The organism is Rhizobium rhododendri, assembly GCF_007000325.2.
GTDB lineage: Bacteria > Pseudomonadota > Alphaproteobacteria > Rhizobiales > Rhizobiaceae > Rhizobium > Rhizobium rhododendri.
This window is the reverse complement of the sequence record NZ_CP117267.1, coordinates 553,679-568,835: the sequence shown is the minus strand read 5'-3', so window position 1 is coordinate 568,835 and position 15,157 is coordinate 553,679. Positions and strand designations below refer to the sequence as shown.

Here is a 15,157-nt window from a genome sequence, read left to right as displayed (position 1 = left end):
ATGAAAGCCCAACCGAAAGCCTCGCACTTCATCGACGGCGAATATGTGGAGGATACGGCGGGAGCGGTGTTCGAAAGCCTCTATCCGGCCACCGGAGAAGTCATCGCCCGGCTGCATGCGGCAACGCCGGCCATCATCGAGAAGGCGATCGCATCTGCCAAGCGTGCCCAGCCGGAATGGGCGGCAATGAGCCCGACGGCACGCGGCCGCATCCTGAAGCGGGCTGCCGATATCATGCGGGAACGCAATCGCGAACTGTCGGAACTGGAGACGCTGGATACCGGCAAGCCGATCCAGGAGACGATCGTCGCCGACCCGACCTCGGGCGCCGACAGTTTCGAGTTTTTCGGCGGCGTCATCCCAGCCGGCCTGAACGGCAGCTATATCCCGCTCGGCGGCGACTTCGCCTATACCAAGCGCGTGCCGCTCGGCGTCTGCGTCGGCATCGGTGCCTGGAACTATCCGCAGCAGATCGCCTGCTGGAAGGGTGCGCCGGCGCTGGCCTGCGGCAATGCCATGGTCTTCAAGCCATCGGAAAATACGCCGCTGGGTGCACTGAAGATCGCCGAAATCCTGCATGAGGCAGGGCTTCCGAAGGGCCTCTACAACGTCATCCAGGGCGACCGCGATACCGGGCCGCTGCTGGTCAACCATCCCGATGTCGCCAAGGTATCGCTGACCGGCTCGGTGCCGACGGGCCGCAAGGTGGCAGCGGCTGCCGCCGGCAGCCTGAAGCATGTGACGATGGAACTCGGCGGAAAATCGCCGCTGATCGTCTTCGACGATGCCGACATCGACAGCGCCATCGGCGGCGCGATGCTCGGAAACTTCTATTCGACCGGCCAGGTCTGCTCGAACGGCACCCGCGTCTTCGTCCACACCGCCGTCAAGGCTGAGTTCCTGAAGCGCCTGAAGGCCCGCACCGAGGCGATGGTCATCGGCGACCCCATGGACGATGCGACGCAGGTCGGGCCGATGGTATCGCTCGCCCAGCGCAACAAGGTGCTCGCCTATATCGCGGCAGGCAAGGCCGAGGGCGCAACGCTGGTTGCCGGCGGCGGCATCCCCAACAACGTCGCCAGTGAAGGCTATTACATCCAGCCGACGGTGTTTGCCGATGTCACCGACGACATGACCATCGCCCGCGAGGAAATCTTCGGGCCTGTCATGTGCGTGCTCGATTTCGACGACGAGGAGAAAGTGATCGCGCGGGCCAACGGCACCGAGTTCGGCCTCTCCGGCGGAGTCTTCACCGCCGACATCACCCGCGCCCACCGCGTCGTAGACCGGCTCGAAGCCGGTACGTTGTGGATCAACACCTACAATCTCTGCCCGGTCGAAATCCCGTTCGGCGGCTCGAAGCAATCCGGCTTCGGCCGCGAGAATTCACTGGCAGCGCTGGAGCACTATTCCGAGCTGAAAACGGTCTACGTGGCCATGGGCAAGGTCGAGGCGCCGTATTGACCATGGATGGATCAGTCCGCCACGTCGACGACGAGATCGTCGAGATCGACCTTGAGGGCGGTAGCGATACGCTTCAGGACATCGACACTGCCGGTTTTTTTGCCTGCCTCGATCTCAGAGAGATAGGGCTGCGAAATTCCGGCGGCCATGGCAAGTTCGGTGACAGTCATGCGGCGATAGTTTCGGAAGATACGGACGGCATTTCCGCCATTGGCACGCGCCTCAACGATCTCCAAGGGCCAGGTTTCTTCTCCTGCAGAAATCCCGGCCAGGACAGCATTCGCCCTCAGTCCATCGACCAGATCCTCATAATCCTCTTCACTCAACAGCACATAGGGTTTGCCGTCGATTTCGAACCTCTTGATATCGCCCATTGTGGATCAATCCTTGTAGATACTGCCCCGCGGACCGGCATCGATGACCACGATAATCCTACCCTTGTCATCGATGATAACCCGATCCAGTCCGACCCTGATACGGTAGAGATTTCCGCCTTTCATCTTCTTGATGTCGACAATCTCTCCGCGCGCATAGGCTTTGACTTTTTCAATGATCGCCAGCCGCCGTTTTGGCTGCATGCGCATAAGTGCTTTGTCGGCAAGTCGGGATACGACAACGTCCTTCATTCCGACACCATCGCCCTGAGCTATACCGCCTGCAACAATGATAGCGCATCGCGATACATTTGTCGCCCTTTTCCATAGACGTCTGGAGCCCCCATGCAGCAAGCAGATTTCGTCATCATCGGTTCCGGTTCGGCAGGATCTGCCATGGCTTATCGGCTGTCGGAAGACGGCAAGCATTCGGTGATCGTGCTGGAATATGGGGGCACGGACTTCGGGCCGTTCATCCAGATGCCGGCGGCGCTCGCCTGGCCGATGAGCATGGATCGCTACAACTGGGGATATCACTCCGAGCCGGAGCCTCACCTCAACAACCGGCGGATCACCGCGCCGCGCGGAAAGGTGCTCGGCGGCTCCTCGTCGATCAACGGCATGGTGTATGTGCGCGGCCATTCCGAAGACTTCAACCGCTGGGAGGAGCTTGGCGCGCGGGGCTGGGGCTATGCCGACGTGCTGCCCTACTTCAAGCGCATGGAAAACAGCCATGGCGGCGAAGAGGGCTGGCGGGGCACCGACGGGCCGCTGCATGTACAGCGCGGCGGCTTCACCAATCCCCTGTTCCACGCCTTCGTGGAGGCCGGCAAGCAGGCGGGTTTCGAGACCACCGACGACTATAACGGCTCGAAGCAGGAAGGTTTCGGGCTGATGGAGCAGACCATCTACAAGGGCCGCCGCTGGTCGGCCGCCAATGCCTATCTGCGCCCTGCCCTGAAACGCCCGAACGTCACGCTGATCCGCTGCCTTGCCCGGAAGATCGTCATCGAGAACGGCCGTGCTACCGGTGTCGAGATCGAGCGCGGCGGCAAGATCGAGGTCGTCAAGGCCAACCGCGAGGTGATCGTGGCTGCATCTTCGTTCAATTCGCCAAAGCTGCTGATGCTGTCGGGCATCGGGCCGGAAGCGCATCTGAAAGAAATGGGCATCGAGGTCAAAGTCGACAGACCGGGTGTCGGCGCCAACCTGCAGGACCACATGGAATTCTATTTCCAGCAGGTCTCGACCAAGCCGGTGTCGCTCTATTCCTGGCTGCCGTGGTTCTGGCAGGGCGTGGCGGGGGCGCAGTGGCTTTTTACCCGCTCGGGACTTGGCACCTCCAACCAGTTCGAGGCCTGCGCCTTCCTGCGCTCGGCGCCCGGCATCAAGCAGCCCGACATCCAGTATCATTTCCTGCCCGTGGCCATCAGCTATGACGGCAAGGCGGCCGCCAAGAGCCACGGGTTCCAGGTCCACGTCGGCTACAACCTGTCAAAATCGCGCGGTGCCGTGACGCTGCGCTCCTCGGACCCGAAGGCCGATCCGGTGATCCGCTTCAACTATATGAGCCATCCGGAAGACTGGGAGAAATTCCGCCACTGCGTCCGGCTGACGCGCGAGATTTTCGGCCAGAAGGCCTTCGACCACTACCGGGGACCTGAAATCCAGCCGGGCGCCGAGGTGACCACAGACGAGCAGATCGACGCGTTCCTGCGCGAACACCTGGAAAGCGCCTATCACCCCTGCGGCACCTGCAAGATGGGATCGAGGGACGACCCCATGGCCGTCGTCGACCCCGAGACCCGGGTCATCGGCGTCGACGGACTGCGCGTCGCGGACTCGTCGATCTTCCCGTCGCTGACATATGGCAACCTCAACGGCCCGTCGATCATGGCGGGCGAAAAAGCCGCCGACCACATCCTCGGCCGCCAACCGCTCGCCCGCTCCAACCAGCGACCCTGGACCAACCCGCGCGCTGACATCAGCGACCGGTAATCCTGTCTCGACAGCCGCGCTTGCCCCCTATCGCCCGGGCGCGGCTGTGCTTTTGCGGACGACCAGGTCGACCGCCATGACATGCCCCTCTGCCGGTATGGTGGCTTCGAGTATGGCCGCCACCGCGCGACGGGCGATTTCCGGCAACGGCTGGACGACGGTCGTCAAGGCGGGCTGGGACAACGCCGCTTCCGGCACGCCGTCGAAACCGACCACGGACACTTCGCCGGGCACGGCGATGCCACGAGCGGCGAGCCACTGCAGCGCCAGCATGGCGCTGTGGTCGGACATGGCCAAAACGGCGGTTGGCGGCGCAGGCATCGAGAACAGCGCCGTCATTGCAGCCTCGACCGTCGGCTGGTCGTTCAGCGTGCCGAAGACCGGCATATCGTCGGGCCCGATACCGAACGTCTCTATCCCTTGCCAGTAGCCACGCATCCGCTCCCGCATGCTGCCGCCCAAAACCTCGTCGATCCGCGAAAGCGGCAACAGCCCATGCGGAACATCGTGGTTTCCGATGGCCAGTATGGCGACATTCCTGTGGCCAAGCTCGCCCAGATGCCGCGCAGCGGCAGCCGCGCCCGCCCTGTTATCGATGCCGATCCGCGGGACCGAGGCGTCGTCCTCGCCAAGCGCCAGCGCGATGAAGGGCAACTGCCGCCGGCGTGTCAGGTCGACCAACCTTTCTCCACCTTCGACACAGAGCAGGATAAACCCGTCGACCAGGGCACTGTTGACATTCCAGGCCAGCTTTTCCTGGTTTTTCGCTGACACCAGCGCAATCCCGGTTCCGCTCTCATCGCAGACGTCGCCAATCGCCGTCATGATCGCTCGCGCCCAAGGATCTTCGAAAAAATAGGACAGCGGCTCGACCGTTGCCACGCCGATCGCATTGACGCGCCCTGCTCGCAGCAAGCGGCCCTTTACGTCAGGCCCCCTGTAGCCCAACGCGGCAGCGACCTTCAGGACATGCTCGCGGACCTGTTCGCGCACCACCTCAGGGCGGTTGAAGACATTGGAGGCGGTCCCTTGCGAGACCTCCGCCACCCGCGCCACATCGGCAAGTTTTGCGCTCTTTTCCTTCATGCCCTACCCCCGCCTGCACCGAAAGCGAAGCATAACGCCCCGTTTGTATCGATTCAACTTTTGCTTGACAGGTCGACAGAGATGCATGACCATTGAATCGATTCAAAAGCAATCAAGTCCTGTGTGAAACCGGGGGAAGCCTTCGTCATGCCACCCATCCCGAGCCTGTATGCGGATCTCTACATCGAGCGCTTCGGCGACCCGAACGATCCCGAGCCTGAATCGCCAATCCCGCTCCCGAAACCGCCCGCAGGTTTTGCAATTCGCCTGCTCAGGATAATGTTCAGGCACGGCGCGCGCAAAAAGGCCACAGCATGGTCCTTCACGCTGCCAATCGACCGGCGCTTTCGGTGAGAGATCGTCTGGCAGCGAGTTAACCAATGGAGTGCGAGTTCTGCTGGTATCATCGAGATCGACGAAAAGATTGAAGCCCCTTCGGTGCGCGGTCGTTGGCCTCAAGGCTCAGAAACCAGACTTTTAGAAAGCGGTCGCTGTGGCCGCTCCATGAGACAGGGGGCTGGATCGTCAAAGCAACATGGGTATCGATCGGCGGGCTCAGTGGTAGTCTTCTTCCCGCTGGTGGCGGATGGCCGCGACGGTGACTGTCTGGCTGTCTTCTATCTTGAACAGAAGCACATATCCGGCCGCGCCGAAAGGTACGACAAGCTCCCTTAAAAGAGAATCGCCGCCGGACGCTCGACGGCAGCTGAAAGGAAACGTTTCCAGCATGACCATGGCCTTTTCAATCGCCGCATAGGCCCGCACGGCAGCTTGTTCATCGCGCTCCAGCAGATAGGCGTATAGACGTTTGATATCTTCCCGGGCCTTTGCCGTCGTCCTGACCGCATAGGTCACGAGGAATGCTTTTCCGAAGACCTGGCATCGAGCATTCCCTTCAATTCGTCGAGAACCTCCTTCGAACTGAAATAAATTCCTGTTTTCTTTGCATCTTCAAGCGATGCCAGGCCGCGTGCGATAAACTCCGCCTGCTTGCGTCGGAAATCTATCTGTGCCCGGATAGAAGCCTCGACAAACGCCGACAGCGTCTCGCCGTCCTTCAAGACGCTCTCAGCCGCTGCGCGTAGTTCGGGATCGACGCGCAGTGACGGAAGGGATGCCGTTTTCATGAGCCGCTCCATGCGTTGCAATTGCGATGCATTGTAGAACGCAACAGGCGCTTGTCAAATAACGCGCGCTGACCCCGACCGATTCCAACTTGCAAGACGCGCCAGCGGGGTCGATAAGGGGTCTTCGCCCAGAGGCTCAATTTGCCCGAACTCAGCCAGTTTTCCAGCAGTCCAGAGCTCCCATGCCCTCCTCTTCCTATCGAAAATCGAAGTTCCTGCGCCGCTCCCGGGCTGTGTGGGGGTCGCACGGGACGTGGCGGACGCGGCTGGTGTTCTGGGCGGGGGCTGTGGCCATCGGGCTGATCAGCGTCGGCTTTGCCAAGGCGGCAGACATGGCGCAGCGGCTTTTCGGTGCGGTGACGACCTCGGGCGACTGGGGATTTCTGCTGCCTCTCGTCATCACCCCGGTCGGGTTCGTGCTGTCGGCGTGGCTTGCCATCACGCTGTTTCCGAATTCCCAGGGAAGCGGTATTCCGCAGGCGATCGCAGCGCGGCACCTGCATCAGGAGGATGACCGGGTGCGGCTGCTGTCGCTGCGGGTGGCGGCGGGGAAAATCCTGCTGACGATTCTCGGCCTGCTGTCGGGCGCCTCGATCGGTCGCGAGGGACCGACTGTCCAGGTCGGCGCCGCCATCATGCTGGCAGCGGCGCGGTTCGGCGGTATGGTACAGGCACGCGGGCTGATCCTTGCGGGCTCGGCAGCCGGGATCGCAGCAGCCTTCAACACGCCGCTGGCCGGCATCGTCTTTGCCATCGAGGAAATGAGCCGCACCTACGAGGCCCGTGCCAACGGGCTGGTGCTGACGGCGGTGATCCTCGCCGGCCTGGCGGCTCTCGGGCTCTCCGGCAGCTACAATTATTTCGGCACGGCGGTGACGTCGCCAACCTTCCTTGCCGATTGGGGCCTTGTGCTGGTCTGCGGTATCGGCGGCGGCGCGCTCGGTGCCGGCTTCAGCGGCCTTGCCCTGCATTTTGGCCTGCGCATCCGCCGCTGGGCACAGCCGCAACCTCTCCTGCGCATGCTCATCATGGCCGGCGGCTGCGGGCTGGCGGTGGCTGTCATCGGCGTCATCTCCAAGGGCAATACGTTTGGTACCGGATACGAGCAGGCGCGCGGCGCGGTAGAGGGGAACTCGCTGCCGTTGCTGTTCTTCGTGGAAAAACTCCTGGCAAGCTTTTTGTCGATGATTTCAGGCATTCCGGGCGGGATATTTGCCCCGTCGCTCGCCGTCGGCGCGGGTTTCGGCAGCACCGTCGGGCACCTCATGGGCACCAGCATCGCCCTTGCCGCCATCCTCGGCATGGCCGGCTATTTTGCCGGTGTCGTGCAGGCGCCGATGACGGCTTTCGTCATTATCCTGGAAATGACCGGCGATCACCAGGCGGTCATCCCGATCATGGCGGTGTCGATGCTGGGCTATGTGACGTCACGGATGTTGTCGCCGGAGCCGCTTTATCACGGGCTTTCGCGTGTCTACATCGCCGCCGCCATCCGCGCACGACGGACGCATGACAAGGATGCCGCGCGGACCGACGCAAGTTCCGCTTGATCAGGCCAGCAGCCTTGTGACCGTGGCGCTTTCCGGGCGGCGGATGGCGTCGGCGATGGTGGTGTTGAACAGGACCTTGCGCATGGCATCCGCGACCTTGGCGAAGACATGGTGGATTTCGCAGCCCTGCTCGCCGTCGCAATCGCTGCAGCGGCGATAGGCGGTCAGCGACAGGCAGGGGAGCGGCGCAATGGGGCCGTCGATGATGCGCAGGATTTCCCCGAAGGTGATCTCTTCGGCAGGTTTCAGCAACAGATAGCCGCCTTGCTTGCCGCGCCGGCTTTCGACGATGTCACGGTGCTTCAGTTCCAGCAGGATCTGCTCGAGGAATTTCTTCGGGATCTTCTGCTGTGCGGCGATCTCGGAGATCAGCATCGGCTCGCCTTGATCGGCACGCGCCAGGATGGCCAGCGCCCTCAATGCATATTTTGCCTTCTGCGTGATCATCTGCAATGCCATTCATCCACGGCGCAGTGGCGCCTTTTCCCTGGTGAACACCCCTTTTGGCGCATGTTGCCTGAACCGGAATTGAACGCGTGCGGCCGAAACGGCTACAAAATTGAAGATTGCAGCAGAAATCAGTTTGACATCCGGCGATTAACTCTACTAGATTGGTAGATATAAGCGCTGTTCTTGCTGACAGCGCCAGCCCGAGAGGCGCCGGTTGCGGAAAAAGCGGTTGCTTTTGCGCTGCGTTGGCCGTTGTGAGAGATATTTGCTCACACCAAGTCGTTTATGAAATCCCATTCCTGTCTTTTTCGGTCATCGTCTGCGATGCTGCGCGCACTTTCAGACAAGGTTTTCCGATGACTGCCATCAATTCCATCGAAGATACGGAAACATTGAACGCCGCGCTGGCAGGTCTCGACCTCGCCGGCCGATTGTCGCTGGCGGCAAGCCTCGGCCGCGCGGTCTTCACCACCAGCCTCGGCATCGAGGATCAGGTGATCACTGCCGAGATCGGCACGCACCGTTTTCCAATCGACGTCTCGACGCTGCAGACGGGCCGGCTGTTTGCAGAAACGCTGGCGCTCATCGACGAGACGGAAAGCCGCTACGACATTTCGATCCAACGCTTCGAGCCAGAGCAGGCCGACATCGACGCCTTTGCGGCGCGCTACGGGATCAATGGTTTCTATGAGAGCGTCGAGGCACGGCATGCCTGCTGCGGCGTGCGCAAGGTGCTGCCGCTTGCCCGCGCGCTCGCCGGCGCGACGATCTGGGTCACTGGCCTTCGACGCGGCCAGTCGGCCAACCGGTCGGATACGCCGTTTGCCGAGTACGATGCTGAACGGCACTTGCTGAAAATCAACCCGCTGGCCGATTGGGATATCGATCGCATCCGCGCCTATGTCGCCGACAATGCCGTGCCGATCAATCCGCTGCATGCGCGCGGTTATCCGTCGATCGGCTGCGAGCCCTGTACCCGCGCCATCAAGCCCGGCGAACCGGAACGCGCCGGCCGCTGGTGGTGGGAAAACGACGAAACGCGCGAATGCGGCCTGCATGTTGCCGAGGATCCTGTCGTTTCCGCTTGAACCTTCCCCCGCGTCTCTGCAAATTCCAATCTCGACTTGCGAGACGCAATTCCCTTTTATGCCGGCCCAACCTGCGGCCGGAGACGACAGAGTTGGAGTAGACAATGGCCGACAGCCGTCCGGATACGGAACTGCACAATCCGCAGAGCGTAAAGCCGCCGCTAGATCCGCACCTGAAAGCGCTGGAAAACGAATCCATCCATATCTTCCGGGAAGTTGCGGCGGAATTCGAACGGCCGGTCATGCTCTATTCGGTCGGCAAGGATTCGTCGGTGCTCCTGCATCTGGCGCGCAAGGCCTTCTATCCCGGCCGCGTCCCCCTCCCTCTGCTGCACGTCAACACCGGCTGGAAGTTTTCCGAGATGATCGCCTTTCGCGACAACATCGCGAAGACCTACGATCTCGACCTGATCGAGCATATCAATCCGCGCGGTGCCGCCGAGGGGATTACCCCCTTCACCCATGGCTCGTCCGCCTTTACCGACATCATGAAGACACAAGGGCTGCGCCAGGCGCTCGACGCCGGCAAGTTCGATGCGGCCTTTGGCGGCGCGCGGCGTGACGAAGAGGCAAGCCGCGCCAAGGAGCGGATCTATTCATTCCGCACCCCCGACCATCGCTGGGATCCGCGCAACCAGCGGCCGGAACTCTGGAACATCTATAACGGCATGATCCGCCAGGGCGAAAGCGTGCGCGCCTTTCCGCTGTCGAACTGGACCGAGGTCGACATCTGGCGGTACATCCAGGCCGAGGACATTCCGCTGGTGCCGCTCTATTACGCCAAGAAGCGCCCCTTCGTGGAGCGCGACGGAATGATGATCCTCGCCGAAGATCCGCGGCTGGAGCTTTTGCCCGGCGAAGTCCGCCAGGAAGGCATGATCCGTTTCCGCACGCTTGGCGACTTCCCGCTGACCGGCGCCATCCGGTCGGAGGCGACCACCCTTGACGAGGTGATCGGCGAACTCGAAATTGCAACGGTTTCCGAACGGCAGGGACGCGCGATCGATCGCGACCAGTCCGGCTCCATGGAAAAGAAGAAGCGTGAAGGATATTTCTGAGATGACTGTCGCCAGTGCCGCAAACGTCGTCCATCTCGCCCCGGCCGAGCCTTTGAAAGCCGTGCGCGACACCCGCCCGCTGCGTCTCATCACCTGCGGCAGCGTCGACGATGGCAAGTCCACGCTGATCGGCCGCCTGCTCTGGGACACCAAGGCCATCAAGGAAGACCAGGCCGCAACGCTGCGCCGGGATTCCACCGGCAAGCAGAACGACCTCGGGCTGCCCGATTTCGCGCTTTTGCTGGACGGATTGCAGGCCGAGCGCGAACAGGGCATCACCATCGATGTCGCCTATCGCTACTTTGCGACGGACAACCGCTCCTTCATCGTCGCCGACACGCCCGGCCATGAACAGTATACCCGTAACATGGCGACGGGGGCCTCGACGGCCGATCTCGCCATCCTGCTGATCGATGCCCGCGTCGGCATTCTCGAGCAGACGCGCCGCCACGCAACCATCGCGTCGCTGCTCGGGATCAAGCAGTTCGTGCTGGCGATCAACAAGATCGACCTCACCAACTACGATCGTGCCGGCTTCGACAAGATCGCCCATGATTTCAAGGAATTTGCCGCGACGCTCGGCGTCAGGCAGATCACCACAATCCCGATGTCGGCGCTTAAGGGCGAAAACGTCGTATATTCCGGCGCGGCATCCATGCCTTGGTACACCGGCCCGACGCTGGTCGAGGCGCTGGAACTGGCAACCGTTCGCTCGTCACAGGCGGTCGGCTTCCGGATGTCGGTGCAGCGCGTGTCGCGGCCCGGCGAAAGCTTTCGCGGCTATCAGGGCACCGTTGCCGGCGGCTCGGTGAAGCCCGGCGACAGCGTGATGATCTTGCCATCTGGCATGGTCGCAAACGTCGCCAAGATCGTCACCTTCGACCTGGTGCGCAACGCGGCGGTGGCGGGAGATGCAATCACGCTGGTTCTAGACCGGCAGGTGGACGTGTCGCGCGGCGACATGATCGTTGCCATCGACCACCAGCCGCAGGTCGGCCTTTCCTTCGATGCGCAAATCGTCGCGCTGCAGCCGGAAGGCATTCACTCCGGCAAGCGCTACTGGCTTAAGAGCGGCAGTCGACGCCAGCGGGTGCAGGTGCTTCCCGTCAGCCAGCTGGAACTGGTCAGCGGCGCATGGAACCCGGCCAAGGCGCTGCCGATGAACGCCATCGGCAAGGTCCAGCTGATCTTCGACGAGCTGGCGATCTTCGATCCCTACGAACTGAGCCGCTCGACCGGTGCGTTCATACTGATCGATGCCGACACCAACAACACGGTGGCCGGCGGCATGATCTCGGGCAAGCGCGCCGACCTCGGTGCCTACGACCCGGATCAGACGCGCGTGCTCCTGTCATTGCCGGCAGACCTTGCCGAACAGATCATGGCAAGCGACCTGTTCGCCAGCCGTCGCGACGAGGCGAAGGTCCGCCGGATGACCTCCGCGGAAGCAGCCGACCTCTGGTCGGACGCGGCAAGCGACATCTGATAGAACCGACAATTCAGGGGGAGCGATACCCCCTGACCTTTCCCCCTTACCGGGTCGTTCCACGCACGATCAACTTGAAGCCCAGCTTGCGCCGGCCGGCGATTTGCCCGCCGCCAATCGCCTGGACCAGCATATCGGCGGCCTCAAAACCGAGTTCGAAGCGCGGGATATCGACGGTCGTGATGGCCGGATGGGAGGAGGCTGCGAATTCGAGATTGTTGATGCCGCAGATGCCGAGATCGCCGGGCACGCTGATGCCGCGACGCTGGCATTCGAACAGCACGCCGAGCGCCAGATCGTCGTTCTGGCAGAGCACCGCATCGACATCGGGCGCCCGCGCCAGAAGCTCTGAGAATAACCGGCAACCGAGGGCCACGCTGGTCGGTTCATCCTCCATGAGCATCAGGTCGGGATAATGGATGCCTGCTGCCTGCAGCACGTTTTCGTAACCCTGCCGTCGCCGGTTCGACCGGACATCGAGGTAGCCGCCGAGCAAGCCGATGCGTCGATAACCGGCGGATACAAGATGACGCGTGGCTGCCTCGCCGACGGCCTCGTGGTCGATGGCCGCAGCCATGGGCTCTTCGGGCTTCTGGCTGTGATCGAGAATGTAGGATACCGGGCAGGTCGCCGAAATAACGGTCGGGGCAATCCGCTCGCAGCATTCGGTGCCGACGAGAAGGATGCCGGCCGGGTTCTGCGTCAGGAGGTTACGGATCTGACCCGTCTCCTCGCCGCCGCTATACACCGTATTGGCATATTGCGTGTGCAGGCCGGTGTTGCGCACGCGGGCTTCGATGCCACTCATGACATCGGAGAGGATCTGGCTGTTGATTGCCGGGGCAAGAACCGCGATGATGCCGCTATGGCGGCCGGCGAGTGCCCGTGCGGCCAGATCGGGCACATAGCCCATGTCATCGATGACCCGGAGGATGTTTTCGCGCAATTCTGCGGAGACCTTGTCGGGTGCACGCAACACACGGGACACGGTGATAGCGCTCACGCCTACCTTCTGGGCGACGTCCCTGAGCCTGACGCGGGTCCGCTTGTTCCGCCTGATGCCTGGCTCCATTCCAACGCTGTCCTGCAACTATGCTCCTGACCTTGTGATCCCGACAGTGCGGCCGGAGCTTGCACTCATATCCATCTCATGTATTTCTTTACGAAGCCGGATGCGGCTGGATCACCCTTGGCGGGGAAGATCGGAAGCATGGCGGAATTCAGCCCGCGGAATTGCCCAAGATCCTATATTTGTTTCGACATTTATATCGCGCGTACACAATTTGTGTGCCCCGAAAGTGCGGATATAGCGGTGCCTACGCTAGTCTTGCCTTAAGTCGCTGATATATCCTCATCCTATGGACACCAATCGCGTTTTGAAATTCAGCGTCTGGATTTATATCGCAGCCCTCGTCGCGCTGACGCTGGCGCACGTGAATTGGCAGGCCGAGATTGGTAATCCTTTCAACATCTACCACATCGTCGCGCTGTGCATCGCAGGCTGCCTGGCACGACTGGCCTACCCGGACTCACCGTCTTTTGCCTTCCTCATGATGATTGCCACCGTTAGTGCGCTCGGTCTCGCCCATGTGCTGACCATCGGCAATGACGGGCGCCCGTTCGACATCATCGTCAATATGGCGAGCGGCATGTGGGGCGTCGCCCTCGGCGCGGTCATCGACAGGACGCGCCTCCCCTCGGTCTTTCGCCGCAACGCCACGGACTGAGTGACGGATAGTGGCGACCGCGCCATCGTGCTTGCAGCACGATCCGCCTGGGTTGTGATATCGACATTCCAAAACCTGTCATCCAGCTATCATGTTGCCGCCATAAACCCTCCCCCAGACGGTGACGGGGTTTTGTCGAACTCTTGAAAAAGACAGCTCCATCTCCGAAGCCGCAGCCGATGCGGTGCCGATCATTGATGGAGGATATTGCGATGAAGACCTCGATATTGAAGACGATCCTGCTTTCGACAGTCCTCCTGACGGGCTTTGCGGTAGCCCCGGGCCGTGCCGACGATACCGCGCCGGCCGCCAGCCAGACCCTCGTCAACAAGGGTCTCGTCGGCATCGGCCGCATTCCTGCCAGCCAGCGGGATTCGTTTGGCGAGACATTCGGCTCCGGCTCGGGCATGGCGATAGATCCCGGCACCTGGACGCGCACCGCCGAGGGCTACAAGGGCAAGCTCTGGCTGCTGCCGGACCGGGGATACAATGTCAGCGGCACGACGGACTACCGGCCCCGCCTCAATACCATCGACATCCAGATGACGCCGACGGCGCCGGGTGCCGCACCTTCCTCGGGCAAGGAGCAATCCGGCGTGGCGGCCACGCTCGCCAGCACCATGCTTCTGAAGGACGACAAGGGCGCCGACATGACCGGACTTGATCCGTCAGCCGGCGTGCGGCCGGCGAGCGCGACGTTGCCGATGCTGCCGCAGGCGTCCAACGGCAAGATCTCCCTCGACAACGAGGCAATCGTCCGCCTTGCCGACGGCTCGATGCTGATCAGCGACGAATACGGCCCGAACATCTATCATTTCTCGGCAGACGGCCGGCTCGTCTCGGCAACGCAGCCGCCGGCAGCGCTGATCCCGATGCGTGACGGCAAGCCGAATTTCGCCTCGAACAATCCCGGCCCGGGCGAAAAGGCACCGGAACCCAAGGATCCGCAGACCGGACGGCAGAACAACCAGGGCCTCGAAGGCATGGCGATGACGCCGGATGGCAAGACTGTCATCGCCTTGCTGCAATCAGCCACGCGCCAGGATGGCGGCGACAGCAGCAGCACGCGCCAGAACACGCGCGCCCTCTTCTATGACGCGAGCGATGTCGACCATCTGAAACTGGTGCACGAATATGTCGTGCCGCTGCCCGTCTTCACCGATGCCAAGGGCAAGACTATGGTGGCCGCCCAGAGCGAGATCGTCGCGCTGTCGCCGACCACATTCCTGATGCTCGCCCGCGACAGCAACAACGGCTATGGCGTCAAGGGCGACAAGTCGCTGCACCGCGCCATCGGTCTCGTGGATGTCTCCGCCGCCACCGATATTGCCGGCACCGCCTTCGACGCCGACAAGCCGGTGGCACCGAAAGGCGTCCTCGATCCCTCCGTTACGCCGGCCAAGCGCACGCCGTTCATCGACCTCAACGACGAGGCGCAGCTTGCCCGCTTCGGCCTCCACAACGGCGCACCGAACGACCGCAACAACCTGTCCGAAAAATGGGAAGCGATGTCGCTGGCAAGCGTCCTCGACCCGAAACTCCCGGACGATTATTTCCTGTTTGTTGCCAACGACAACGACTTCCTGACACAGGACGGCTACCAGGTCGGAGCCGCCTACAAGGGCGAAGGCGGCGCCGATGTCGACACGATGTTCCAGGTCTTCCAGGTCACCCTGCCGGGATTTGCAAAGAAGTAGCCACCTGCCGGGGTGGGCCCATATCGCGCCCACCCTGCCCCTTTGACAAAGC

15 protein-coding genes are annotated in these 15,157 nt (G+C 62.1%); 8 read left to right on the top strand and 7 right to left on the bottom strand.

The window, feature by feature from the left end; translation table 11 throughout:
• The gene (gene betB, locus PR018_RS02785) at positions 1–1,464 is read left to right on the top strand and encodes a betaine-aldehyde dehydrogenase (protein WP_142824286.1); all 1,464 of its coding nucleotides are present in this window, start codon (positions 1–3) and stop codon (positions 1,462–1,464) included.
• An 11-nt stretch (positions 1,465–1,475) separates the two neighbouring features.
• Here betB and PR018_RS02780 read toward each other — a convergent pair whose 3' ends face one another.
• On the bottom strand, positions 1,476–1,838 hold the full coding sequence (locus PR018_RS02780; protein ID WP_142824285.1) for a helix-turn-helix domain-containing protein: 363 nt from the start codon (positions 1,836–1,838) through the stop codon (positions 1,476–1,478).
• A gap of 6 nt (positions 1,839–1,844) precedes the next feature.
• Positions 1,845–2,090 (bottom strand): type II toxin-antitoxin system RelE family toxin, encoded by a 246-nt coding sequence (locus PR018_RS02775; RefSeq protein ID WP_142824284.1) that lies wholly within the window; start codon positions 2,088–2,090, stop codon positions 1,845–1,847.
• Between the two features lie 93 nt (positions 2,091–2,183).
• On the opposite strand from PR018_RS02775, the gene betA reads away from it, so the two are divergent.
• Entirely contained in the window at positions 2,184–3,836 is a 1,653-nt protein-coding gene (betA, locus tag PR018_RS02770) for a choline dehydrogenase (protein WP_142824283.1), read from the top strand.
• Positions 3,837–3,863: 27 nt separating this feature from the next.
• On the opposite strand, the gene PR018_RS02765 is transcribed toward betA, so the two are convergent.
• The 3 genes from PR018_RS02765 to PR018_RS02755 all read right to left on the bottom strand — a co-directional run bounded on the left by PR018_RS02765 (position 3,864) and on the right by PR018_RS02755 (position 6,049).
• Complete coding sequence (locus PR018_RS02765) at positions 3,864–4,922, bottom strand: LacI family DNA-binding transcriptional regulator (protein WP_142824282.1); 1,059 nt, start codon at positions 4,920–4,922, stop codon at positions 3,864–3,866.
• 555 nt (positions 4,923–5,477) lie between these two features.
• Positions 5,478–5,777, bottom strand: coding sequence for a type II toxin-antitoxin system RelE/ParE family toxin (locus PR018_RS02760; RefSeq protein WP_142824281.1), 300 nt, complete (start codon positions 5,775–5,777; stop codon positions 5,478–5,480).
• Positions 5,774–6,049 (bottom strand): YlcI/YnfO family protein, encoded by a 276-nt coding sequence (locus PR018_RS02755; RefSeq protein WP_142824280.1) that lies wholly within the window; start codon positions 6,047–6,049, stop codon positions 5,774–5,776. Before PR018_RS02755 ends, PR018_RS02760 begins: the two co-directional genes overlap by 4 nt.
• A 182-nt stretch (positions 6,050–6,231) precedes the next feature.
• On the opposite strand from PR018_RS02755, the gene PR018_RS02750 reads away from it, so the two are divergent.
• Positions 6,232–7,599, top strand: coding sequence for a chloride channel protein (locus tag PR018_RS02750; protein WP_142824279.1), 1,368 nt, complete (start codon positions 6,232–6,234; stop codon positions 7,597–7,599).
• Here PR018_RS02750 and PR018_RS02745 read toward each other — a convergent pair whose 3' ends face one another.
• Positions 7,600–8,046 (bottom strand): RrF2 family transcriptional regulator, encoded by a 447-nt coding sequence (locus tag PR018_RS02745; RefSeq protein WP_142824480.1) that lies wholly within the window; start codon positions 8,044–8,046, stop codon positions 7,600–7,602.
• A gap of 359 nt (positions 8,047–8,405) precedes the next feature.
• Here PR018_RS02745 and PR018_RS02740 point away from each other — a divergent pair, with 359 nt between their 5' ends.
• The 3 genes from PR018_RS02740 to cysN all read left to right on the top strand — a co-directional run bounded on the left by PR018_RS02740 (position 8,406) and on the right by cysN (position 11,681).
• Positions 8,406–9,137 (top strand): phosphoadenylyl-sulfate reductase, encoded by a 732-nt coding sequence (locus PR018_RS02740; protein WP_142824278.1) that lies wholly within the window; start codon positions 8,406–8,408, stop codon positions 9,135–9,137.
• Positions 9,138–9,241: 104 nt separating this feature from the next.
• Positions 9,242–10,195: a sulfate adenylyltransferase subunit CysD gene (cysD, locus tag PR018_RS02735; protein WP_142824277.1), complete on the top strand. Its 954-nt coding sequence runs from the start codon at positions 9,242–9,244 to the stop codon at positions 10,193–10,195.
• 1 nt (position 10,196) lies between these two features.
• A complete protein-coding gene (cysN, locus tag PR018_RS02730) occupies positions 10,197–11,681 on the top strand; it encodes a sulfate adenylyltransferase subunit CysN (RefSeq protein WP_142824479.1) in 1,485 nt (494 codons plus the stop codon).
• Between the two features lie 46 nt (positions 11,682–11,727).
• Here the strand turns inward: cysN and PR018_RS02725 are convergent, their stop codons facing one another.
• Positions 11,728–12,753, bottom strand: a complete 1,026-nt coding sequence (locus tag PR018_RS02725; RefSeq protein WP_142824478.1) for a LacI family DNA-binding transcriptional regulator — start codon at positions 12,751–12,753, stop codon at positions 11,728–11,730.
• A gap of 286 nt (positions 12,754–13,039) precedes the next feature.
• Between PR018_RS02725 and PR018_RS02720 the strand changes: the two genes are divergently transcribed.
• Both PR018_RS02720 and PR018_RS02715 read left to right on the top strand, forming a co-directional pair.
• Complete coding sequence (locus PR018_RS02720) at positions 13,040–13,408, top strand: hypothetical protein (RefSeq protein ID WP_244615275.1); 369 nt, start codon at positions 13,040–13,042, stop codon at positions 13,406–13,408.
• Between the two features lie 212 nt (positions 13,409–13,620).
• Positions 13,621–15,105: an esterase-like activity of phytase family protein gene (locus PR018_RS02715; protein ID WP_142829210.1), complete on the top strand. Its 1,485-nt coding sequence runs from the start codon at positions 13,621–13,623 to the stop codon at positions 15,103–15,105.
• Positions 15,106–15,157: the final 52 nt, after the last annotated feature.

Coding starts and splice junctions, on each gene's coding strand:
- PR018_RS02750 (WP_142824279.1), top strand. CDS start 6,232: ATGCCCTCCTCTTCCTATCGAAAATCGAAGTTCCTGCGCCGCTCCCGG.
- betA (WP_142824283.1), top strand. CDS start 2,184: ATGCAGCAAGCAGATTTCGTCATCATCGGTTCCGGTTCGGCAGGATCT.
- cysN (WP_142824479.1), top strand. CDS start 10,197: ATGACTGTCGCCAGTGCCGCAAACGTCGTCCATCTCGCCCCGGCCGAG.
- PR018_RS02725 (WP_142824478.1), bottom strand. CDS start 12,753: ATGGAGCCAGGCATCAGGCGGAACAAGCGGACCCGCGTCAGGCTCAGG.
- PR018_RS02740 (WP_142824278.1), top strand. CDS start 8,406: ATGACTGCCATCAATTCCATCGAAGATACGGAAACATTGAACGCCGCG.
- PR018_RS02715 (WP_142829210.1), top strand. CDS start 13,621: ATGAAGACCTCGATATTGAAGACGATCCTGCTTTCGACAGTCCTCCTG.
- PR018_RS02775 (WP_142824284.1), bottom strand. CDS start 2,090: ATGAAGGACGTTGTCGTATCCCGACTTGCCGACAAAGCACTTATGCGC.
- cysD (WP_142824277.1), top strand. CDS start 9,242: ATGGCCGACAGCCGTCCGGATACGGAACTGCACAATCCGCAGAGCGTA.
- betB (WP_142824286.1), top strand. CDS start 1: ATGAAAGCCCAACCGAAAGCCTCGCACTTCATCGACGGCGAATATGTG.
- PR018_RS02755 (WP_142824280.1), bottom strand. CDS start 6,049: ATGAAAACGGCATCCCTTCCGTCACTGCGCGTCGATCCCGAACTACGC.
- PR018_RS02780 (WP_142824285.1), bottom strand. CDS start 1,838: ATGGGCGATATCAAGAGGTTCGAAATCGACGGCAAACCCTATGTGCTG.
- PR018_RS02765 (WP_142824282.1), bottom strand. CDS start 4,922: ATGAAGGAAAAGAGCGCAAAACTTGCCGATGTGGCGCGGGTGGCGGAG.
- PR018_RS02745 (WP_142824480.1), bottom strand. CDS start 8,046: ATGATCACGCAGAAGGCAAAATATGCATTGAGGGCGCTGGCCATCCTG.
- PR018_RS02720 (WP_244615275.1), top strand. CDS start 13,040: ATGGACACCAATCGCGTTTTGAAATTCAGCGTCTGGATTTATATCGCA.